We start from the raw sequence: 22,198 nt of genomic DNA, 5'->3' as shown, positions 1-22,198 counted from the left end.
AAATTTGCCATTTATTTAGTTATGAAGTCATTAATCAATGTTGTAATTTTTATACTATTCTGCCATTTATGTGGTTGCAGTTCGCAAAAGAAGGAGTTGAGTGAGAGACCAAATGTAATTATAGTATTAGCCGACGATCAGGGCTATGGCGACTTGTCCTGTCATGGGAATCCGTATTTAAAAACGCCAAACCTCGACAAATTACATGATGAGGCTGTTCGCTTTACCGATTTTCATGTTTCAGGCGTTTGTACACCAAGTCGTTCTCAAATTATGACAGGACTGGATGCTGTGAGAAATGGCGCCTATTCGTTTGGTTTTGGCCGTAGTATGATATTTGAAGAATATACCGATACTTTAGGACATCGATATCCTATTCATTTGATGTCGGATTTTTTTAAAGCAAATGGATATTCTACAGGACATTTTGGAAAATGGCACCTTGGCGATACCTATCCATATCGTTCAATGGACAGAGGTTTTGATGAAACGTTAACATTTCCCGGGGCTTCAGTTTGGCAATCGCCTTCGTACTGGAATAACGATTGTTACGATGATTTCTATTACAGAAATGGAGAACTAACACAAACAGAAGGATATTATACTGATTTGTGGTTTAAGGAAACAATGAAATTCATTGAATCAACTCAATCTGAAGAAAAGCCCTTTTTTATTTACCTGCCTACTGCAACCATGCATACCCCGCTTTTTGTTGATAAGGAGTACGTTGAAAGGTTCAAGGATTTTCCGGCTAAAACAGCCCAGTTTTATGGAATGATTGCGCATTTCGATGAAAAAATGGGAGAATTCGACCAGTTTCTTGAAGAGAAGGGATTGAAAGAGAACACCGTTTTGGTTTACATGTCGGATAATGGAGGAACGTTTGGTTGCGACCAGTTTAATGCCGGTATGAAAGGCCATAAGGGCTCATACTACGATGGCGGGCACCGGGCACCTTGTTTTATCCGGTGGCCTAACGGAGAAATTCAGAAAGGACTTGACATTGATGAATTAACATTGGCACAGGATATTTTACCGACTTTAATAGATATGTGCAGGTTAGAAAATCCCTGGAACGCTAACTTCGATGGAACAAGCTTGCTCCCCGCGATGAAGGGAGAAAAACAAAACCTAAGCCAGCGAAAATCGGTTGTTCAGTTTAACGGATTAGAAAAATTTGCCGTTTTATGGAAAAAATGGAGGTTGGTAGGAGAGAATGAACTGTATAATGTGGAATCAGATACGGGACAGGAAAACAATGTAATTGAACAATTTCCTGAGGTTGCCAAGCTTTTAAAAGATTATTATAAAAGTTGGAAAAAGGATGTAAATCCATCTGAAGAAACATTTGCTTTAATTAATGTAGGCTCCGAAAAATCAAAACATGTTTTGTTATCTTGCTTCGATTGGCTGGAGTTGGAAGGGGAAGGTAATCCTTCGCAACAATACGATATAAGGCAGGGAAGGACGATGCATGGTTTTTGGAATGTAGATTTTCAAACCGCCGGGACGTATAAGCTCGTCTTTCGTAGATGGCCCGGCGAGGCAGACACCGAAATAAACAAAGGACTTCCGCCATATTACAGTCACTTTGCCATTCAAAATAATTATACCGAAACACCTTCGCGCGAAGTCAGACATTATTGGAGTAATCTTTCTGAACGCGGAATCTATCCAATCGGTGAAGCTTTGCCTATAACACAAGCCCGTTTAACCTTAAATGAAATGGGGATTGATACAACAATAAATGTATCAGATAACGACAAGTTTGTTAAATTAGAACTTGAACTTCCAAAGGGGCAAACGAAACTTCAACTTGATTTTCAGGATGAAAAGGGTAACATTTTATGTGGTGCATATTATTGTGAAATTGTAAAATAATGAAAATGAGAAAGATACTTTACGGGGCGATAGCCATCACTTCATGTTTATTATCAGGAATAATTTGTAATGGACAGAAGTTGAATAATTCTGATACAGAGATAAGCGATGCTGCTACGCACAAATTATGGTTTAACAAACCTGCTGATTTTTTTGAAGAAAGCCTTGTATTGGGCAACGGAAAAGTTGGCGCATCGGTGTTTGGAGGCGTAAATTCTGACCAGATTTATTTAAACGATGCTACACTTTGGGCAGGAGAACCGGTGGGTAAAAATAACAATACCGATGCCCATAAGTTTATCCCAAAAATCCGTGAGGCATTGGCAAACGAAGATTATGAGTTGGCTGATAAATTAAATCGGAATGTACAGGGGGAATTTTCGGAGTCTTTCGCTCCACTTGGTACGCTTTTTCTAGAATTTGAACACCATGGAAAAGCTCAGAATTTCTATCGAGAACTCGATATCTCGAATGGAGTTTCAAAAACAACTTATGAAGTGGATGGCGTAAAATTTTCACGCGAATACTTTATTTCTCATCCCGACGAGGTAATGCTTGTTAAGCTTTCAGCAGATAAACAGGAGGCGCTTAATTTTACAGTTAAATTCAATAGTTTATTAAAATATACCTCAGTTGTTAAGGATAAAGTTCTAAAAGCAGAAGGTTATGCTCCGTACCATGCCGAGCCAAATTACCGCGGCGATATGCCAAATGCAGTTCAATTTGATGAGAATCGTGGTACACGTTTTTCAAGTTATTTTAAAGTGAAAAACAAGGGGGGAGAACAGGTATTTACCGATAGTTCGATTGTTGTAAAAGGAGCAAGTGAGGCAATACTTTATGTTTCTATAGCCACCAGTTTTAACGGCTTTGATAAAGACCCGGCAAAAGAGGGCTTGGATAACAAAGCCATTGCTCAAGCTCAACTAAACAAGGCATTTGAAAAAGAATACGCCCAAATTAAGGATGCACACATTGCCGATGTACAGAAATTTATGGGACGCGTTGAGCTGAATCTTGGCGAAAGTACAGCTCCTAAACTACCTACCGACGAACGTTTGAAACGTTATTTTCATGGTGAAGAAGATAAAAATCTGGAGATTTTGTATTTCCAGTACGGCAGGTATTTGTTGGTTTCAAGTTCGCGTACCGAAGGTGTGCCAGCTAATTTGCAGGGAATCTGGAACCCGTATATGCGTCCGCCCTGGAGCAGCAACTATACGATGAATATTAACGCCGAAGAAAATTACTGGATGGCTGAAACAGCCAACCTAAGTGAAATGCACCAACCGTTTCTGGGTTTTATAGGTAATCTTGCCAAAACGGGTGAAGCAACGGCAAAAGATTATTACGGTGTTGATAAAGGATGGGCGGCTTGTCATAATTCTGATATTTGGGCACAAAGCAATCCGGTGGGCGACTACGGCAACGGAAACCCGAAGTGGGCGTGCTGGAATATGAGTGGTGCCTGGTCGGTTACACATTTATGGGAGCACTATCAGTTTACCCAAGACACTACCTTTTTGAAAAACGACGGCTATCCGCTAATGAAAGGGGCTGCCGAGTTTTGCCTGAATTGGCTGGTTAAAGATAAAAAAGGGAATCTGCTTACCTCTCCGTCAACATCTCCTGAGAATTCGTTTGTAACTGATAAAGGTTACGAAGGAGCCACACTTTATGGTGCCACTGCCGATTTGGCTATGATTAGAGAGTGTTTTCAGCAAGTAATTGAAGCTTCAGAAGTATTGGGGGTTGATGATGATTTTAGAAAGGAACTGGAAATGGCTTTGACTAAAATGTATCCCTATCAGATTGGTAAAAAAGGAAACCTGCAGGAGTGGTATTACGATTGGGATGATGCCGACCCGCAACATCGCCATCAGTCGCACCTATATGGTTTACACCCAGGCGGACATATCACACCAGAACTTACACCGGAGCTTGCCGAAGCATGTAAAAAGTCGTTAGAGATAAAAGGCGACGAATCGACGGGATGGTCGAAAGGCTGGCGGATTAATTTGTGGGCGCGTTTGCAAGATGGGAATCATGCCTACAAAATGTACCGCGAATTACTGAGCTTTGTAGACCCCAGCGGATTAAAAACCGAATACAGCAAAGGGGGAGGTACCTATCCCAACCTGTTCGATGCCCACCCTCCATTTCAAATTGATGGCAACTTTGGCGGATCGGCCGGAGTGGTTGAAATGTTGTTGCAATCGCACCAAAAGAATATCCATTTGCTACCTGCTTTGCCTGATGCCTGGCCACAAGGTTTGGTAAAAGGCTTGTGTGCGCGTGGTGGTTTTGTAATTGATATGGAATGGAATGAGGGAAAGCTGGCCAAAGTAAATGTTACGGCTAAAAATGGCGGTAAAACAACATTGATTTATCAGGGAAAAAGCAAAGAGCTTAATCTGGCCAAAGGAGAGTCTGTTGGCATAAAATGGGATTAAATAACTGGTGGGTATTCATTGATTTGATTCAAACATTTAGTTAGTATAGTTTTCGATAGTTTAGTTAGATTTTTATGTGTATTGTCCTTCCGGAAATTTGCCGGAAGGAACAATACCATTTAGCTTTGAACCAGGCTATTTTTTTTAGATGGATGCTATTTGAATAAAACCACCCTAATTCTGAATAATTTTATCCCACAAATAATTGTTCTATTTCGCATTTTTGTTGCTTATCGGAAGATGTGGATCTGTTAAAATTTGCTTTTCAATTGATGAAGCAGACATGTCCACTGTTTATTTGCTTATTGATTAGAATTTAATACGATGAATTACAACAGAACAAATTGGGTTTTAACCTTAATAACAGGGATTAGTTTCTTGTGTATAAATGTATTTAGTGCAAATGCACAGGTAAAAGTATTTCCACATGGGAATGAAACCATTTCAGCAAAAATGTTTGAAGTTTTAGACGTTGCCTTTACCTGCAACAATGAAATTCAAAACCCATTTAAAGAAGACTTTGGAGCCACATTTACAAGCCCCGATGGTAAAGAGATGCAAATTCCGGGTTTTTATAACGGAAATAATCAATGGTTGCTGCGTTTTTCGGCAAATAAAACCGGATTATGGAAATACACCACCTATTCTAACATAAATAAATTAGCGAATAAATCAGGAGAAATTAATGTTGGAGAAGCTGAATCCGGCAAGCATGGAGGTGTAATAATTAGCCCTGAAAACAAACAAAAATTCTGCTACGAAGATGGTGCTCCGTACTACCTAATGGCTTATGAGTGCGATTGGTTATATGCCCTCGATTTTCATAATGATGATGACGCTCCTAAAACAAAACATTTTCTCGATTTGCTGGCCAAAAATGGATGTACACAGATTGTAATGAATGTTTTTTCGTACGATGTTTCGTGGCCCAAAGATGAGAAACTCAAAAAATATCCCGAACATGATGTGGGTGGCCCAAAAGATATCTTTCCATTTCTTGGGAATAACGAAAACCCTGATTTCAGTTCTCTCAATCCAGCGTTTTTTCAGAAATTGGACCGCACAATTAGCTTAATGAATGACAGAGGAATTGTGTCGCACCTTATGATTTATGTATGGAATAAACTGGTTAACTGGCCTGAAATGTATTCCGATGCCGATAATCTTTATTTCGACTATGTGGTTAAGCGCTACCAGGCTTTTCCGAATATGCTTTTTGATATTTCAAAAGAAGCTTTGTACTACGGACGTGCCGACGATGAATACATTATTGAAAGAATTAAAAGAGCACGCGAATTAAACGTGTACGACCGCTTAGTTACTGTGCACGATTTTGGATTCTGCACCCGCCATCCTGAAAAAGTAGATTTTATTTCCTTGCAAGATTGGACCAGCGAATTGTATAATTTAACCATAAACACGGTTAAAAAATATTCCGACAAACCCATTTTCAACATCGAACATGGCGGTTATGAAGAATCTCCGTATGAGGTTTGGACAGGCACTTTTACCGATGCGGAAATTTGTTTGAGAAGAAATTATTTAATCGCTTTCGGTGGAGGATATACCTCTTACTATTGGCAAGGATGCTCGTGGAATGTGCTAATACATAACCCCTACGAACAGCCTGATGATTTTATTAGACCTAAATTTGAATATTACCGGCACATGACCGCGTTTTTTGAAGAACACAACTTTGCTGACCTAAAACCGGAACCTTCGAAGAACAGAAGTACTTATTGTTTGTCTGATGACAAGGGAAAATACATGTTTTACGTGCCAAAGTACAATTACATGATACAGCCCAATTTCCTAAAAGAAACGGTTGGCAAGCGCTCGTTTGTTTGGTACAATACCTTAACAGGCGAGTATAAACCACATAACGATGATGAAATTATCTCAAAATGGCAGGGCGACATCCACCTTAAATCGCCATGGCAAGGCGAAGCTGATGCTATTTTGGTAACTGAAATCGTAAAACAATAATCGGGAAACGATGAACCGGATTTGAATTTCCCCTAACATCCTGAGTTAAACCTTGTAAAATGAACGGATTAGCCAAGCTTTTAATGATTTTTGGTTTCTTGTGTACAAACATCGTTTTTGCCCAACACCAGGCAGAAAAATTCAATCCATACACAAAAATAAGTTTTGAAAACGGTATCCCTGATAATATTTTGGCCAGTAAAGGAAAGATAAGTCTTTCCGAAAAACACCGGACAAGTGGCACTTACAGCTTGCGCTGGGATTTTTGCCCCCATGACACGCTTACTGTTTATGGAGATATTGCTTATGAAAAAACAAAGGTTAAAAATGTAGTTGAAGTTCTCGGGGAAAAATATACCGAAATGGGCCACCATACCTGTTTTCGTTTCCCCATTTATTCTGAAAAAGAACAAGATGTTAGGCTACGTTTTGCATTTGGAAAAAACGACAGCATAAATTGTTACACCGATGTAATGTTGAACTATAAACATTGGTATCGTTTTTCTATGGCCTACGACAAAGGGCATTTAAGAGGAGAGCCCAGGGAGGATATGAATTGTTTTCGGATAATCGTAAAATCCGAAAAGTCGGGGACTATCTTTCTAGACGACTTGGTGCTCGCGGTAAAACAACGCTGGAACAATTTGTACCCCACTCTTTTGGAGTTGTGGCAGACCTATCCGCAGGACAGAACCACCCAGGTTTACCCCGACCATCTTTTAAATGAGCCTCATTTCCCGCTGTCTGAATTAACTCAAAATCATATTCAATCTTTCCAAACCATTGAAGACAGGTTGTTTGAAGTTGAATGGGGAGGCAAAAAACAAGTTGAAAGAATCGACGATAGCGTAATTGCCAATCTTGAAGTCAGGTATAAAAGTTTTAATATCGTTCGAACCGACTCAGGAATTACCGGCAATCATGGCACAGCATCATACGCTTTTGTTGGCTTGTTAAAGGAAATTGCTCTGAATTATGCCAGAGTACAGAATCAAAAACAAAAGGATAAGCTGGGACTAATGGCAATAAATATGATTGAAAATGCCATTGATGAGAATGACCGGGAAATGTCGCATTACAGAGGGAAAGGTTTTGCTGATGCCTGTTATTTGGCAAAGGATTGTTTAAAGAAACATGGCTTGCTAGACGAAACCATCAGCTTTATAAAACAGAATTATGAGTTTAAGCGATTTTACAACGAGGACAATATTTATAAAGGAATAAACTCCGATTACTTATACACAAGTAGCACCAGTGCGCTTTTATGTGTTTTGCTAATGGATAATTCGCCCGAGAAGGTCCGGGACATGCAACACCTGGTTTCTTTCTTCAGCAATGTAGCTTTAAATTATGCAAAAGGATTGTCCGACACCTTTAAACCCGATGGTTCGCATTATCATCATTATACGGCCTATCCAACCCGTTATGCCAATTACACTATGCCCGAGGTATGCAAGTTTGTCTATTTTTTGTCGCAAACCGATTTTCGGATAACTGAAGATGCCCATGAACGAATGAAACACAACGCCCAAGTCAGAAGCTTCTATAAAAGTCAGCGTTATTTTCCGTGGGCCTTTGCGCATAACAACATTGTTCCAGAATTAAAAGCAGAAGTTGAAGAGTTATTGTATTTGGCTTTAGCGGGCTCGCCCGATGGTAAACAAAAATTGGATGAAGAAATGGCAGGCTTGTACCTTTATCATAAAGAAAATGAGCAGCTTCCGGAGTTGGCACAAGTTCTGGTTGATAAAAACATTGCTCAGGCTCCAATTCATCAGGGGCACAAAACATTAAGTTATTTTGCAAAGGGGCTGCATCGTAAAAACGATTGGTTGATTACGGTTGGGGCATACAGCAAATACGTTTATCAAATTGAAATGTGGAGTGGCCGCCCCGATGGAAGAGGTAATGTGAACACCAACCAATTTGTAAACTGGGGGCAAACGGAAATTATTTTCCCCGATAAAAAAGGATTGAATGCAGTAAACAATGGCTGGAGTATTGATGGTTGGGACTGGACACGTTTCCCGGGAACCACAACTATTAAAGCTCCTTTGGAAAGAATTAAAACCACTCCTGTGAATGGAATTGAACAGTTATATTCCGACGAGGGCTTTGTTGGTGGCCTGGATTTCTCGGATGGGAATGGTGTTTTTGTAAGCAAAATTCACGGTTCGAAAAAATATAAACTGGAGTCTTTTTATGCCACCAAAACCTATTTCTTTTTCAATGATTTAATGGTATGCCTGGGCTCGGGCATTTCAAATAACTTACCACAATACGAAACCCAAACTACGCTGTTTCAGAATTCAATTAGCGAAAAATTTAAACTGCATGTTAATGATACTGAAAGTTGCAAAAACAGTTATTTTGAAAAGGAATTAGATAATAACAGCAATTGGTTGTTAGACAGTAGAAATATTGGCTATTATCTTCCCAAAGGGCAAAATCTGAAGGTTTCTTATAATCTTCAAAAATCGCGAAACAGCAGTGATACGGAAGATACCAGTGGAAAATTTGAAACCGCCTGGCTAAAGCATGGATTTGCTCCGGAAGAAAAACAATACGAATATGCAGTTAAAGTACAAACAACAGCCTCGGATATGGAGTTGTTTGCACAAAAGATGAATTCAGAAACAGACAAGGTTTATCATGTAATTCAGGCCGATAAAAATGTGCATATCGTAGAATTTCCCGAAGCAAAAACCAAAGCCTATGTTTTGTTTAGAAAAAATTTCAATCTGAATTCCGGTGTACTAAAAGGAGTTTCATTTCCATCTTTAATTATGACCAAAGAACACGGGGATAAACTGTCGATTGCGGTTAGCGACCCCGATTTATTTCATAACGGAACCGAAAGTAAGCCAACTATTGTTAAAGTTATTTTAAACGGTAAGTGGCACTTGGAAGAGTTAGTAAGCAGAAAAGCAAGCATCGTTTCGCAAGAAGACAGCAGAACAGTTATTAACTTTGAATGCCAGCATGGTTTAACCTCGGAGGTTTTGCTTAAAAAAATAAAATAGCTTATTTAAGCAAACAACTCCAAAAAAACAAAGGCCAAAACATAAACCGAAAAGAATACATTTTGGCCTTCGCCTGCTTAGGATAAAAAATTTACAGACCTTTGGCAAATTCTTTAATCCACATTTTCATTTCTTCGCCTATTTCCGGGTCTTTTAAACCAAACTCAATGTTGGTTTTTAAAAAACCAAGTTTATTTCCAATGTCGTAACGTTTGCCATTAAATTTCATTCCAAACATTGGGTGCGTTTTCACCATTTCTTTCATGGCATCGGTAAGTTGTACCTCGTTGTTTTTGCCCGGAGCGGTATTTTCAAGATAATCAAATATCTCGGGCGTAAACAGGTAACGGCTGGCCACTGCCAGGTTTGAAGGAGCTTCTTCAACCGATGGTTTTTCTATCCAGCCTTTGGCTTTAACCACTTTGTCTGAGATGGTTTCGCCATCAACCACACCGTATTTACTTACCAGTTCCGGTTTTACTTCTTCCAGGGCAATTACAGATCCTTTGTTTTCGTTGTACACATCAATTAGTTGTTTGGTAATAGGACCATCCTCACTTTGCACCAGCGTATCGCCTAAAAGAATAACAAAAGGTTCGTTGCCAACATGGTGTTTGGCATGTAAAATAGCATCGCCCAAACCATTCATTTCTTTTTGCCATACAAAATGAATGTTGGCCATATTTGAAATGGAACGAATTTGATCGAGCATTTTCAGGTTATGTTTTTTTAGAAGCGATTCTTCGAGTATCGGGCTTCTGTCGAAATGTTCTTCAATGGCCCGTTTTCCTTTTCCAATAATCATTAATATATCGGTGATTCCACTTGCTACAGCTTCTTCAACAACATATTGAATAACAGGGGTGTCTATAATCGGGATCATTTCCTTGGGCTGCGATTTTGTGGCCGGCAGAAAGCGCGTACCATATCCGGCAGCCGGAATAACTGCTTTTTTTACCATGTTTTAATTGTTAACGATATTTGGTTTTATAACTTCAATATTATGATTGTTCAATGTGTCTTTTAGTTGACTAAACATTTTTTCGTCGGTGTAAGTTCCAATAATTGCTCCTCCCGAACCGGTGAATTTAGCACTTGCACCGGTAGAGCGTGCCATGTCAACCATCTCAATATTACCTTTGCTTATGGAAATCAACGAGCGCCGTAAATCAAAATTCTCATTAATAAGTTCATGCATCTTTTCGTAGCTGTTTTCATTTAAGGCGGTTCTGAATTCTTCGGTAATTTGTCCCCAGCGATTCATAGCGGCAAGTACTTTTTCTTCACCTATTTCAAATCGTGCTTTTAGATTGTTGTGAACGGTCTCGGTGCCTTCTGACAAGTTTTTCCGGTAGGCGATATAGAAATTGGGAAGCTTAGTGGTATTTAAAACCTGGTAGTTACCATACCCTTGTTTTTGCATGGTTTCTTTATCAAAGTCCATAAAAACAGGTTTTTCGTATGCCTGAGCAACACGATCTTGTAAGCCCGCTGAAATACCAAGCTCCCCATTCTCAACAGATAAAACAAGGTTGGCAAATATTGCCGGATCAATATAAACCTCGTAAAACAAACACATCGCTTTTAAAAAAGCCGATAAAATAGCACTTGATCCTGCCAATCCAAGGCGCAATGGAATATTTGAATTATAACGGATTGTAAAATTTTTACTGGCCAACGGGATATTATTGGTAATACAATATTCGTAAAATACTTTAATCATCCCTTTTAGCAAGCGCATTCCTCCGTAATAGCCGGCAAAGTTTATATCGTCAACCAAAGCCTGCATATTTTTGTACGAGGTAATATCTAAACGCTGGGGTTTTATCTCCAGTTCCGGAGTTTGGTATAGTTGTACATTGGCAACAAAATTCGAAAAAACAAATGCAATGGTTTTTCCGAAATAACCATCAGATGGGTTCCCAATTACAGCGGCTCTGGGATAAGAATAAGTTTCGATTATCATTCAGTTAATTTTTAAAATGTAAAACTAATACTTTTTTATTTTCCAGGAAGAAGTTGATTGGCTGTAAAATTTTGAGCATAATTTTCAAAAATAATAGGAAGGGGGTAGGGTATAATATTTATTGTCTGTATTATGCTTGATTATAACGTTTAAGTTGTAGTTAATTTTGAGGTTTTAATGGTAGAAAAACGGAAACAGTTTGTAACAACCCGTCTGGAGAGGCGGGTTGTTTTTTTACATGGCTACCGGACCAGAAACTAAATCGTGATAATCAATGCAGGGTTTTACCATTTAGTGAGTTATTTGTTTTCTTCGGATTCTACTATTTTCAGAACTCCTATCTTTACATCGAAAATTGCCAAAAAAACCTGTGTCTTATTAAAAGTAGGGTTATTATTGGCAGAACTGTATTATAAATGAAAACTGATTAAATTAAGTTTGATTTACAGAAACTGTTTCTATGCCGGGTATAGAGAAAAGAGAATTTATAACATTATTTAATGAAATGTTCCAGCCCGTAAAAAACTATGTTTATTACAAGGTTGGCGACATTGAGGTAGCTGAAGATATTGCGCAGGATGCTTTTACAAAAGTGTGGGAGAAACGCAGTGAAATTCGATTAAAAACCGTAAGGTCGTTGTTGTATACCATTGCCAGTAATTTATGCAAGAATCGTTTCGAGCATCAGCAGGTAGTTTTTGAGTTTGCCAATAATTACAACAGAAACAAGTGGGAAGTGTCGCCCGAGTTTGAGTTGGAACTTAAAGAATTTAATGCAAAGCTTCAGTTGGAACTAGGACGGTTAAGTGAAAAAAACAGAACTGTTTTTTTAATGAACCGAATTGATGGGTTTACCTATCGGGAAATTGCCGAAAACCTGGAGATAAGTGTAAAAGCCGTAGAAAAACGCATGAAAAATGCCTTAACAGAATTGAAAAAAACGATTGAATACAAATTATAAGAGAATGATTGCCAAAAACGGAAATAAGATTTCACACGACGAATTCAAGAAAATGACTTCGGAGGATAAAATTCTGAATGTGGCAAGTGGTTTTGATACGCCCAAAGGGCGCCCACAGCAAAACATTCTGAACGAAATTATTAATGAAGCAGATGAAAAGGTGCCGACCCGAACCATTGGTTTAATCCGTTATTTTCAGATAGCTGCCGCAATAGCCATTTTACTTCTAGGAATTCGGGTTGTTCCAGGAATTTTGTCGGCTCAACAAATAAAAACGGCAAATGCCGAGCAACAAGAGATTTCCCTGCCCGATGGTAGTGAAGTGTTTTTAAATGCAGATTCAAAACTTAAATGGAACAGAAGAAAATTTGCCGAAGAGCGAAACCTTACCTTGTCGGGGGAGGCATTTATCGACGTAGTAAAAGGTGACGATTTTGTAATTGAAACAAAACTGGGTCGTGTTGAAATACTTGGAACCCAACTGAATGTTTATTCGCGAAACAATGTGTTTTGGGTAAGTTGTTTGCGCGGAAAAGTTCTTGTAAAAAGCAACAGTCAGCAACAAATTATAACTCCCGGTGAAATGGTCCAATTAAACGATGGTATTTTAATGAAGTCTACTTCAGAGAAGATAGAAAACACTGCAAGCTGGAAAGAAGGGATTTTTCATTTTGAGGAAACAAAACTGAGCACTATTTTTGCCGAGCTGGAAAGACAATTTGATATTTCTGTTTCGTTTAAAGGAAATGGCGAAAGGAAGGCAACTATCGATTTTTCCAACAAAAACCTTAAGGAAGCCCTTGATGTTGTGTGTATTCCGATGGAGCTGAAGTATGAAGTTGAAAATCAAAAAATTATTATATCAGAAAAGAACTAGAGTAAGCTTTATTTTACTTCTTTTAGTCACGATTTTCTTTCCGTTATTGGTCTCCGCTCAGCAGTTTAGTTTTAAGTTTGATAGTACCACTGTTTCTGATGCCTTGTTGCAGGTTGCAAAAAAAACCGATATCAGGGTTTCTTATGATACGGAAGCTTTAAAACAGTACCAGATTTATGGCGCTATTAAAAACGATAGTGTATCATCCATCTTAAATTGGTTGTTAAAAGATACCGGTTACCGTGCTGAACTGAAGCACAATACCTGGTTAATTTATAAACTCAAGCTTTCCGCTACGCAAAAAATTGCGACAGAAATGCGCATAGTGGGTATCGTTTCCGATGCAGCCACGGGCGAGCGTTTGCCATATGCAACAGTATATATTGCTGAAAAAAATGCGGTATTACCTGCAACGGTTGATGGTGTTTTCAGTTTAAAACTAAAAGAAAATGAGCCTGTTTTTTTTCAAATAAGGTACCTTGGTTACCAGAGCCTTGATACCGTTTTATCAGTAAATAGCAATCAAACCTCCTACGATTTTAAACTGTATCAGAAATTACAAAATATTGCAACAATTGATGTACAGGGACAAAACCTTGAAATGCTGGAAATGAGTACCGAAGCCGGGCATGTTACTTTAAATCCGCGACGTTTTGTTGATTTACCAAACTATGGCGAAACGGATGTTTTCAAAACACTTCAGCTTTTGCCCGGTATTAGTGCACAAGAAAACTCCTCTCAGTTAAATATCAGGGGCAGTTCGTCCGATCAGAATCTGGTTACTTTCGATGGTTTTACACTGTATAATCTCGATCATTTTTTTGGTGTTTTTTCTGCACTTAATCCAAATGTTATCAAAGATATTCAGGTGTATCGCGGTGGTTTCGATTCGCGGTATGGCGAAAGAGTATCAGGCATAGTTGAAATTACCGGGAAAACAGGGGATAAAACGAAACCCCGGATTTACGGAGGTGTAAATTTAATAAGCGGAAATATAACTACTGAAATTCCTGTTACAGATAAACTCTCGCTGGTTGCCGCAGGCAGGCGTGCCTACTCCGATGTTTATTCGAGCTGGTTAACCGATGCCATTCTTGCAAAAAAAACCGGACAGGCAAATCGTTTTCCCGGGGCCGACAATAGTATTGAACCCGAATTTTATTTTAGCGATTTTAATACCAAACTTACCTGGACTCCCAATGATAAAAATATCATTTCGTTTAGTGTTTATGGAGCAAAAGATCAACTTAACAGCTCCAACCAATCAGCTAAAGAAGGTGTTGAAATTATTACCGATGATTACAATAAATGGGGGAATTATGGCTTCGGGTTGTCGTGGAAAAAGCAACACCGGACTAATTATTTTTCCGAATTACAGTTGGGGCACTCGGGGTATTATAACGAGTATAATAATTTCACCACGTTTTCTGATTCAATAGCTTTTCAGAATGTGCCAAACGATCGGTTGGAAAACATGGCGACCAATGAGGAGAACAAGTTGGAGGATTATTTCCTATCCTTAAAAAATACACTTTATCTTAATGCTGCCAATCAGCTGGAGTTTGGATTATCAGCACGTTATAACCGGTTTACCTATTACAAAGCAGCATTGAACGATTTGATTTATAGCGAGCTTGATAAATCGGCTATTCTGTTTACCGGTTTTTTGCAGGATAAAATCACCTTTAAAAATAAGTGGACTGTTAAGCCGGGTATGCGCGTAAATTTTTATAACGAAACGAATAAATTTTACTTAGAGCCCCGTTTTGCTGTAAACTACCAGTTAAATAGTAAATTGCTATTTAAAATGGCTACCGGCAAATACTACCAGTTTCTAAATAAATCTGCCACCGAGCAAACTTATGGTTATAACCGCGATTTTTGGATTTTGGCTGATGGCGAGCTGAATCCTGTTGTCTCATCCCAGCATTTTATTCTTGGATCAAGCTTAAAATTAGGAAAACTTTTTTTTGATATTGAGGCCTATTATAAGGGAGTGGAAGGATTGCAGGAGTATTTATTTACACCTGCCGAACGTATGCCGGGAGAAGCTCCCGGGGGAGAACCCGGAGAACAGCCATTAAGCCGTTTTATTGCAGGTTCAGGTGAAGCTTTTGGAATAGATTTTCTGCTAAAATACCAGGTTTCAAACTTCAGTAGCTGGATAGCCTATTCATTAAGCAAATCAACACGTAACTTTAACGAGATAAACAACGGAAACGATATTCCTGCTTTGTACGATCAAACACACGAGCTGAAATGGACCAATATATTGACATACAATTGTTGGAATTTTTCAGGACTTATGCTCTATACAACCGGACAGCCCTATATTCAAACAAGCGAAAAAGACACCGATTTTAATGTGAGCAGAGTATATAACCGTCTTCCCGATTATTTTCGCGTTGATCTTTCGGCAAATTATAATTTCAATATTAAAAAAGTTAATATTAAGCCCGGCCTGTCAATTTTAAATGCTTTTAATACTGAAAATTACCTTGGTGTTTATGTGCGCAAATTTAATTTTCAGGGTAACGAATACATTGAAACTACGCCGATTAAAGCCCAGGACATAACACTTAACTTCTTTATCAATTTTAGTTTTTGATATATTTTGTAATTACAGGATTGAGGTAAAATTTTGTCTGTAATTTTTTTTGAAAAAAAGGTAGGGTGTTAAAGCTTGTACCTGTATTATAAATGTTTTCAGGCAGAGGCCGAAGACTAGAAACAGTTTGGTTAACAATCCGCCCGGTAAGGCGGATTGTTTAATTTAATAAGGAGCTTAAGGCAACTTTAACACCTGTTAATACATCTTAAGAATTGTTAGGTATGGTATTTTACCGTAAAGCTGTATTAGTTCATAAATTGCGTTTAATAAAGTTATAGCAAGCAATTGAAAACAAACAACCGGAAACTACTTACAAATGAATTGTCTGATTTTAGAAAAAACACATACACAAAGTCCCTTGCGCGAAATGGTAAATGCTGTTCCGTATTTTCACCATGTATCTTATTGCTCATCGGTTTTTGATGCTTACGAGATTTTACGTCGGCAAAAAATCGATATCATTTTTGTAGATACAACATTATCAAAAGTATCGGGTATTGATTTTGTAAAAAGCCTCGAAAATCGGCCCTTATTTGTTTTTATATCTGATCAACCGGAGCTGGCTGTAGAAGCTTTTAATATAAACGCCCTTGATTTTCTTTTAAAACCATTGAGTTTCGATCGTTTTCTAAAAACAGCCAATAAAGCCTACGAACATAAAGCTTCCGATTCCAAAAGACCGGAGCTGGCGCATGAACATGAAACCCAGGATATGGGCCAAAAAACGATTTTAGTGAAAACTGATTACAAAACCATATTAATAAAGCTCAACAATATTTTATATATCGAAGGTTTAAAAGATTACATAAAAATTTATACCTCTGAAAATAGTAAACCGGTTATCACCCTTAATTCATTAAAGCGCCTGCAGCAAAATCTTCCTGCTGAAAGGTTTTCACGTGTGCACAAATCTTATATTGTGGGCTTGGAACATATAAACGCAATTAATAAAACGCAGGTAATGATTAAAGATAAATTTATCCCCATTGGCGAAAGCTATCGTTCTATTTTTAATCAGAAAATGGAAGAATTACGTATTTGATTTTTGTCAATTGGGAGAACAGGTTCTGTTGAAGAAAGATTTTTCATTTCAGCACCTTCGCTTGTTAGCTCTGTTTGAATTTCTGTTCTTCGTTAAGTTGTCCGAGGTTTTAGTCAATCACTCTTTTTATAAAAGCCATTTCGTTTAAACTGAATCCGAGATTAAACATGAGATATCGTTCTTTTGTAAAATGTCCGGAAGTGCTCCCAAAGGTTCCTCCTGAAATTGATAGATCCATGTTTGAAATAGCACCGTAAAGCGGAATACCGGCACCAATGGTGAATTCGTTGCTGCTCAATGTTTTATTGTCGAATTTTAAGTACGACGATTCGTGATTGTAACCTATTCTGTAGGTCCAGTTTTTATAGCCCGGATTTATAGCTCTGTGTTCCCAGGGGGTCAACTCCAGGCCAACTGCAAAACGGTGCGAATTGGCAAACTGGTCGGCTTGTATCGGGTATTCCACCTCCGACCATTGTTGAAAAGTATAATCTATGGCCAGCTTCGCCCGTTCCCGGGTAATTCCTATTCCTGTGCCAATTATTTGTGGTATTACCAGGTGGTCGCTGTTGTATTCTTCACCTTGAATGATTGAGTAATCGCTATCGTAGGCTGTAACAATGTGTTTCGAATTTAAACTTTGTTCCGGAGCATAGGTGAGGCCAAGCGAGTATTCTGTTCTTGCAATATTAAACTGGTATTGCAGTCCAAAATCAAAATAAAAACTTCTCAAATAATCCTTTCTTTCAATCATCATTTCAGGTACAATAGAAGATCCGGTAATATACTCTTCCTGCACCAATGGCCCGAATAAATAGGATGTGTTTATGCCAATTGACAATTTCCGGAGCAGTTTTATTGCGTTAGCAAAATAAAAGCGTGTAATGCCACCGCTCCCCACATAATTTGAGGTGTATTGTTCATTCATCCCCTCGATATAGTTTACCCGGTTAATTGAATAACCTACCGAGCTAAATGGGGTCATCCCGAAAGAACCGGCCATCCACGATGTGTATTTAAAACCAAGTGCAAAATACGCAAGGTTCGCTTCAAAGCCGGAAAGCGATTGATTGGAGTTACTGATGTTGTACATTTTTCCTTGTAACCCAAACTCAAAAATTAACTTAAGGCTATCCATTCCGGCAAATGATGCAGGGTTAAGAGCGTTTAACGAATTATTTGATTCAAGAGCTATGCCTGCTCCTCCCATGCCCAGGTTAGAGCCAAATCCACCATTTTGAATTTCGCCCGGCCCAAATATCGAATATGGTGAAACGGTATTTTGTGCGTTTAAAAGTGGTGATACACTTATTAAGAAAAGCATTAAAAAAGTGATAAGAAGGAATGTATTTCTTTTGCTCATTTTATTCAGTTTTAGCCGATGGGGCTATTCGTAAAATACGTAGTATAGTTTCAGTTTCGGACGATAGTTGGCAAGCGATCTGCCATCAAAAACCAGGTTGTCAAGGGTGCCTCCGTAATCTGCTTCAGGCAGCATAACAAGCAAGCCGTCTTCCGGATCGACATAACCATCGCTGAGTTCTTCGTAAATGTATTCGGTTATATCAAAAACATACTGTGTATATTCGTTATAAAATTCATCATAATACATTGTTCCGTATAAAGTATTTCCATCGGCATCTGAAACTGCAGACACTACATTGTTTTTTTTGTCGGTATAATACAGTAGTAAATCCGGTGGGAGTTCCTCTTGGTTGTTCGAATAGGTGCCGGGCATTGGCTTAAGCACCAGTTCGGCTTTGTACAAAATATTTTTGTATTCCACTTCAAAAATTTTACTAATTCCCGGAAAATCGAGTCGGGTAGTGTAGCCTAAACTTCCTTGTAAGAACGAGCAATTGTTGGTTTCAGCTGAAGGTATTTCTTCTCGTTGTGTTACCGCCTGTTCCAAATAAGTGCCGCTTACATTATTAAGTACTTTGTTGTAATGGTTAAGTGATGCACTTTCATATTTAAAAGAATAGGTTTTATTTACCTTGGTTGCTTCAACCAGGTGCGTATAGAGCCGTATCTGAAACGAGGTATCGGCGTTAAACCCAAGCACTGAATTATTTTCATTTCCGGCAACAAGAGCAATACCTTTAAAATAATCTAAAAACTCCGTAGTGCTATCGAATTCATCATCTTCATCGCGCAGATATGACAGGAATTCAAGGCCGAGCTCGTCGCTTAGGCGTATGGTAAGTGTATCATGAAAATTGGGTTTCGGTACAATAGTTATCGATCCAAGTGGGAGGAGGTTATACCTCTTATCTGTTGTATTATACAGATAGGGTTCGGCATCATAGTCGTCGCTTGGTTCAATATCATCAATAACACGATGTGCCTGAATTGTTTGTGGTAACAGAGTGTCTCCATACGACATTCCGCTGTAATGCATGCATACAACAATAGAATCGAAAATCTCATCATCATCTATCTCTGCTGTTGGCATTCCTATTTGCGCATAGGCGGTAGCAGCCACGTTGCCAAAGTCGGAATCGGTATACGAGCCGCAAAGCAAATATTCGCTTTCAGAGGTTGGAATTGAATCTATCTTTACGGTTGATAGTTGAACACTGATTGTATCGATTAAGGCAACATTTGTTTGGTTGTTGATATAATTATCGCCTAACGAAACCATTAACGATTCCTCATCATGGCATGCATAAATTAATAAACAACACAAAAAACCAATAAAAACTTTGTTTCTCATTTTGTAATTTCTGTTTTCAGCCTCAAATGAAGAAAAGAAATGTTGTATGCTAAAAGAATATATACCAATTGCCCGATGTTACAGACGATTCGGCAAAAGATGCTTCTTTTAGAACTTTTTAACGCTAGTTTGCCGTCGTATCACGATATATTTCGGGATGAACGATAAAAAACATCGATTCATCTATACTTTTTCAGGTCTAGTCCAAATTCCTTTTTTATCACTTCAAACAGGCTTAGGTTTGCCTTACCGAGTTAAACAATTAAAATAATTTAATAGTCATGATGAAGACAGAGAAAAGCATTCTGGTATACCTTTTATTTATAGTATTGGCAACTTTTGTGTCGTGTTCCGACGATGATGATGATGATGAAATTACAGATGGTGACTGGTGGGAAATGTCGGATTTTGATGGTGTGCCGCGAAGCGATGCCGTAAGTTTTGTAATAAACGATGTGGCATATATTGGCTTAGGTTATGATGGAGATGATCGTTTAAATGATTTTTGGAAGTACGACCTCGAAAACAACTACTGGCAAAAAATTGCAACTTTCCCGGGAGAAGCCAGGAATGGGGCAGTGGCCTTTTCAATCAATGGTTACGGCTATGTAGGAACCGGTTATGATGGCGAAGATGAGTTGAATGATTTTTGGCAGTATAATCCCATCACCGATACCTGGACACAAAAAACTGATTTTATGGGAAGCGCCCGTTATGGTGCTGTTGGTTTTTCGGTAGATGGAAAAGGTTACATCGGTACCGGGTATGATGGTAATTACCTGAAAGACTTTTATGCTTATACACCAGAAACTGATACCTGGGAGCAAATAATAAGTATTGGTGGGTCTAAAAGAAGAGATGCCGCATGTTTTGTTATCGATGGAAAAGCGTACGTATTGTCAGGACTTGATAATGGTGTGTATGAAGACGATTTGTGGGAGTACGATCCTTCAACTGGTTACTGGACCGAAAAAAGAGCCATATCTGATGACGACGACGATAACAGCTACGATGATGAATATACGTCAATAGCACGGATAAACGGAGTTGGTTTCACTTTGAATGGATATGGATATATAGCCACCGGAAGCACGGGGTCAATGATTAGTAATATTTGGGAGTACGATCCGCAGCAAGATTTGTGGGCCGAAAAAACATCATTTGAAGGAACTACTCGTACCGAGGCTGTTGGTTTTGCCCTTGGCTCGTATGGATTTATTACCACAGGCCGAAGTTCCACCTATTATTTTGATGACATCTGGGAATTTGATCCTGAGAAAGAGTATGATGAGGATAATTAATAGTGTCTGAACGGACAGTTAGTTATATTTCTTGTGAATAAAAAGCGCTTGTAAAGGCGCTTTTTTTATGTTCAAAAGTTATTGAGGTCTCGTACCGCTTATTGATTCTATCCAAACCTCTATTTTTGTTAATTCTAATGTGATAAACAATGTTTTATTCTTAATAAGAATAACGGATTAATCATTCCTAATTTTATATTTTTGTGGCAAATGAGGTTGCAAGAACTATATAAAAGAAATATTTATGGTGTAATAGGTACACTGGTATTTCATATTCTGTTGTTTTCTGCTTTTTTGCTGGCCGATGTCGACATAAAAGGAAATGTGCAGGAAGAGTCCATTTTAATCGAATTTCCTGAGCTTTTGAATGAGCCAGAGGAACCTGAGCTACCGGAAACAAAAGAGGAAAATAGCCAGGAAATGCAGCCACATACGCCCAATGACAGAACCAACATTGCAAGCAATAGGTTGGCAACTGAAAATACTACTACCTCAAACGAAGAGTTTTTTGATAAAGACTATATGGAAGAACTGGAAGCAGCCAAAAGGTTAGTTTCGGATGTTAATAAAAATCTTGCTAAGGAAATTATCGACCTAAGCGATATCAAAATGCCTGTAGAAACAACCGAAGGCATGGATCGTGATTCAATAAAAAATGTTATTTATGCTGGCGAGAGTAATATCGTATACTTCCTTGAGAACAGATATCATATTAGTTTGCCTGTGCCCGTATATTTAAGCCAGGGCGGAGGTACTGTAACTGTTGAAATTGTTGTAAATCGCCAGGGAAGAGTTATTGAAGCCATCCCTCGAGCTAACACCAATATCAGGGATAAACAGATTTTTGCTTATGCAAAAGAAGCAGCTTCACGTACACTGTTTAATGCTGATGAATCTTCTCCAGAACCACAAACAGGTACCATTCAATATACTTTTGTGGCCCAGTAAAGAAAATGTTAATAGTGAAAACGTTTAACACTGTTTAACATCTTTTTGTTGTTGTGTTTACAATAAGCATTTATCTTTGTGCTACGTTTATTTTCATAAGTTTAGGTTTAGTTAGGTTAGTTAGTTTAATGAGAAAAGGATAGGTTGTTGAACCTGTCCTTTTTGTTTATACCCTTTTCGCAACAATAAATCCGAAAGTTTTCTTATTTTTTTAATTTAATTTCTATCTTTAGCAATTCTTGTAACAGCTTGGCAATTAGCTAAATTACACAAGTGCAAAGTGGACGGTTGTTAATTTGTGAATAGAATAATTTTAAATAAAGGGTTACCTTTTGACCAATAAACGAATAATATACTAGAAGATGATAAATTATACGGATGCGCAAATCCTGAAAGGAATCTTAAGGCACGATAATTTAATTTTGCAGTACAT

General features: G+C 38.4%; 14 protein-coding genes. 10 read left to right on the top strand and 4 right to left on the bottom strand.

Features of this window, described 5'->3' with window-relative positions:
* Positions 1-21: 21 nt before the first annotated feature.
* The 4 genes from QZ574_RS04845 to QZ574_RS04830 all read left to right on the top strand — a co-directional run bounded on the left by QZ574_RS04845 (position 22) and on the right by QZ574_RS04830 (position 9,343).
* Positions 22-1,881, top strand: a complete 1,860-nt coding sequence (locus tag QZ574_RS04845) for an arylsulfatase (RefSeq protein ID WP_297087366.1) — start codon at positions 22-24, stop codon at positions 1,879-1,881.
* A gap of 5 nt (positions 1,882-1,886) precedes the next feature.
* Complete coding sequence (locus tag QZ574_RS04840; protein ID WP_297087364.1) at positions 1,887-4,334, top strand: glycoside hydrolase family 95 protein; 2,448 nt, start codon at positions 1,887-1,889, stop codon at positions 4,332-4,334.
* A 324-nt stretch (positions 4,335-4,658) separates the two neighbouring features.
* Complete coding sequence (locus tag QZ574_RS04835) at positions 4,659-6,320, top strand: DUF5060 domain-containing protein (RefSeq protein WP_297087362.1); 1,662 nt, start codon at positions 4,659-4,661, stop codon at positions 6,318-6,320.
* Positions 6,321-6,379: 59 nt separating this feature from the next.
* Positions 6,380-9,343, top strand: a complete 2,964-nt coding sequence (locus QZ574_RS04830; protein WP_297087360.1) for a chondroitinase family polysaccharide lyase — start codon at positions 6,380-6,382, stop codon at positions 9,341-9,343.
* 91 nt (positions 9,344-9,434) lie between these two features.
* Here QZ574_RS04830 and galU read toward each other — a convergent pair whose 3' ends face one another.
* Together galU and QZ574_RS04820 are read right to left on the bottom strand one after the other, a co-directional pair.
* Positions 9,435-10,304 carry a UTP--glucose-1-phosphate uridylyltransferase GalU gene (galU, locus tag QZ574_RS04825; protein WP_297087358.1) on the bottom strand — a complete coding sequence of 290 codons (870 nt, stop codon included), beginning with the start codon at positions 10,302-10,304 and terminating at the stop codon, positions 9,435-9,437.
* Positions 10,305-10,307: 3 nt separating this feature from the next.
* The gene (locus QZ574_RS04820; protein WP_297087356.1) at positions 10,308-11,309 is read right to left on the bottom strand and encodes a hypothetical protein; all 1,002 of its coding nucleotides are present in this window, start codon (positions 11,307-11,309) and stop codon (positions 10,308-10,310) included.
* Between the two features lie 460 nt (positions 11,310-11,769).
* Here QZ574_RS04820 and QZ574_RS04815 point away from each other — a divergent pair, with 460 nt between their 5' ends.
* The 4 genes from QZ574_RS04815 (at position 11,770) to QZ574_RS04800 (ending at position 16,800) form a co-directional block, all read left to right on the top strand.
* Positions 11,770-12,270, top strand: coding sequence for a sigma-70 family RNA polymerase sigma factor (locus QZ574_RS04815; RefSeq protein ID WP_297087354.1), 501 nt, complete (start codon positions 11,770-11,772; stop codon positions 12,268-12,270).
* A gap of 4 nt (positions 12,271-12,274) precedes the next feature.
* Complete coding sequence (locus QZ574_RS04810; protein WP_297087352.1) at positions 12,275-13,147, top strand: FecR family protein; 873 nt, start codon at positions 12,275-12,277, stop codon at positions 13,145-13,147.
* Positions 13,104-15,755, top strand: a complete 2,652-nt coding sequence (locus tag QZ574_RS04805; RefSeq protein ID WP_297087349.1) for a TonB-dependent receptor plug domain-containing protein — start codon at positions 13,104-13,106, stop codon at positions 15,753-15,755. Before QZ574_RS04810 ends, QZ574_RS04805 begins: the two co-directional genes overlap by 44 nt.
* Before the next feature lie 319 nt (positions 15,756-16,074).
* On the top strand, positions 16,075-16,800 hold the full coding sequence (locus QZ574_RS04800) for a LytTR family DNA-binding domain-containing protein (protein WP_297087347.1): 726 nt from the start codon (positions 16,075-16,077) through the stop codon (positions 16,798-16,800).
* 109 nt (positions 16,801-16,909) lie between these two features.
* Here QZ574_RS04800 and QZ574_RS04795 read toward each other — a convergent pair whose 3' ends face one another.
* Both QZ574_RS04795 and QZ574_RS04790 read right to left on the bottom strand, forming a co-directional pair.
* On the bottom strand, positions 16,910-18,163 hold the full coding sequence (locus QZ574_RS04795; protein WP_297087345.1) for a hypothetical protein: 1,254 nt from the start codon (positions 18,161-18,163) through the stop codon (positions 16,910-16,912).
* 24 nt (positions 18,164-18,187) lie between these two features.
* Positions 18,188-19,516, bottom strand: coding sequence for a DUF4270 family protein (locus tag QZ574_RS04790; RefSeq protein ID WP_297087343.1), 1,329 nt, complete (start codon positions 19,514-19,516; stop codon positions 18,188-18,190).
* A gap of 281 nt (positions 19,517-19,797) precedes the next feature.
* On the opposite strand from QZ574_RS04790, the gene QZ574_RS04785 reads away from it, so the two are divergent.
* Positions 19,798-20,817, top strand: coding sequence for a kelch repeat-containing protein (locus QZ574_RS04785; protein ID WP_297087341.1), 1,020 nt, complete (start codon positions 19,798-19,800; stop codon positions 20,815-20,817).
* A 210-nt stretch (positions 20,818-21,027) separates the two neighbouring features.
* Positions 21,028-21,765, top strand: coding sequence for a hypothetical protein (locus QZ574_RS04780; RefSeq protein WP_297087339.1), 738 nt, complete (start codon positions 21,028-21,030; stop codon positions 21,763-21,765).
* Positions 21,766-22,198 lie beyond the last annotated feature (433 nt).

It is taken from the genome of uncultured Draconibacterium sp. (assembly GCF_913063105.1).
Classification (GTDB): domain Bacteria; phylum Bacteroidota; class Bacteroidia; order Bacteroidales; family Prolixibacteraceae; genus Draconibacterium.
This window is presented reverse-complemented; position numbering and strand designations above follow the sequence as displayed.

Bases quoted from the DNA above. Each gene is read 5' to 3' on its own strand.
- QZ574_RS04845 (WP_297087366.1), top strand. From the start codon at position 22: ATGAAGTCATTAATCAATGTTGTAATTTTTATACTATTCTGCCATTTA.
- QZ574_RS04840 (WP_297087364.1), top strand. From the start codon at position 1,887: ATGAGAAAGATACTTTACGGGGCGATAGCCATCACTTCATGTTTATTA.
- QZ574_RS04835 (WP_297087362.1), top strand. From the start codon at position 4,659: ATGAATTACAACAGAACAAATTGGGTTTTAACCTTAATAACAGGGATT.
- QZ574_RS04830 (WP_297087360.1), top strand. From the start codon at position 6,380: ATGAACGGATTAGCCAAGCTTTTAATGATTTTTGGTTTCTTGTGTACA.
- galU (WP_297087358.1), bottom strand. From the start codon at position 10,304: ATGGTAAAAAAAGCAGTTATTCCGGCTGCCGGATATGGTACGCGCTTT.
- QZ574_RS04820 (WP_297087356.1), bottom strand. From the start codon at position 11,309: ATGATAATCGAAACTTATTCTTATCCCAGAGCCGCTGTAATTGGGAAC.
- QZ574_RS04815 (WP_297087354.1), top strand. From the start codon at position 11,770: ATGCCGGGTATAGAGAAAAGAGAATTTATAACATTATTTAATGAAATG.
- QZ574_RS04810 (WP_297087352.1), top strand. From the start codon at position 12,275: ATGATTGCCAAAAACGGAAATAAGATTTCACACGACGAATTCAAGAAA.
- QZ574_RS04805 (WP_297087349.1), top strand. From the start codon at position 13,104: ATGAAGTTGAAAATCAAAAAATTATTATATCAGAAAAGAACTAGAGTA.
- QZ574_RS04800 (WP_297087347.1), top strand. From the start codon at position 16,075: ATGAATTGTCTGATTTTAGAAAAAACACATACACAAAGTCCCTTGCGC.
- QZ574_RS04795 (WP_297087345.1), bottom strand. From the start codon at position 18,163: ATGAGCAAAAGAAATACATTCCTTCTTATCACTTTTTTAATGCTTTTC.
- QZ574_RS04790 (WP_297087343.1), bottom strand. From the start codon at position 19,516: ATGAGAAACAAAGTTTTTATTGGTTTTTTGTGTTGTTTATTAATTTAT.
- QZ574_RS04785 (WP_297087341.1), top strand. From the start codon at position 19,798: ATGATGAAGACAGAGAAAAGCATTCTGGTATACCTTTTATTTATAGTA.
- QZ574_RS04780 (WP_297087339.1), top strand. From the start codon at position 21,028: ATGAGGTTGCAAGAACTATATAAAAGAAATATTTATGGTGTAATAGGT.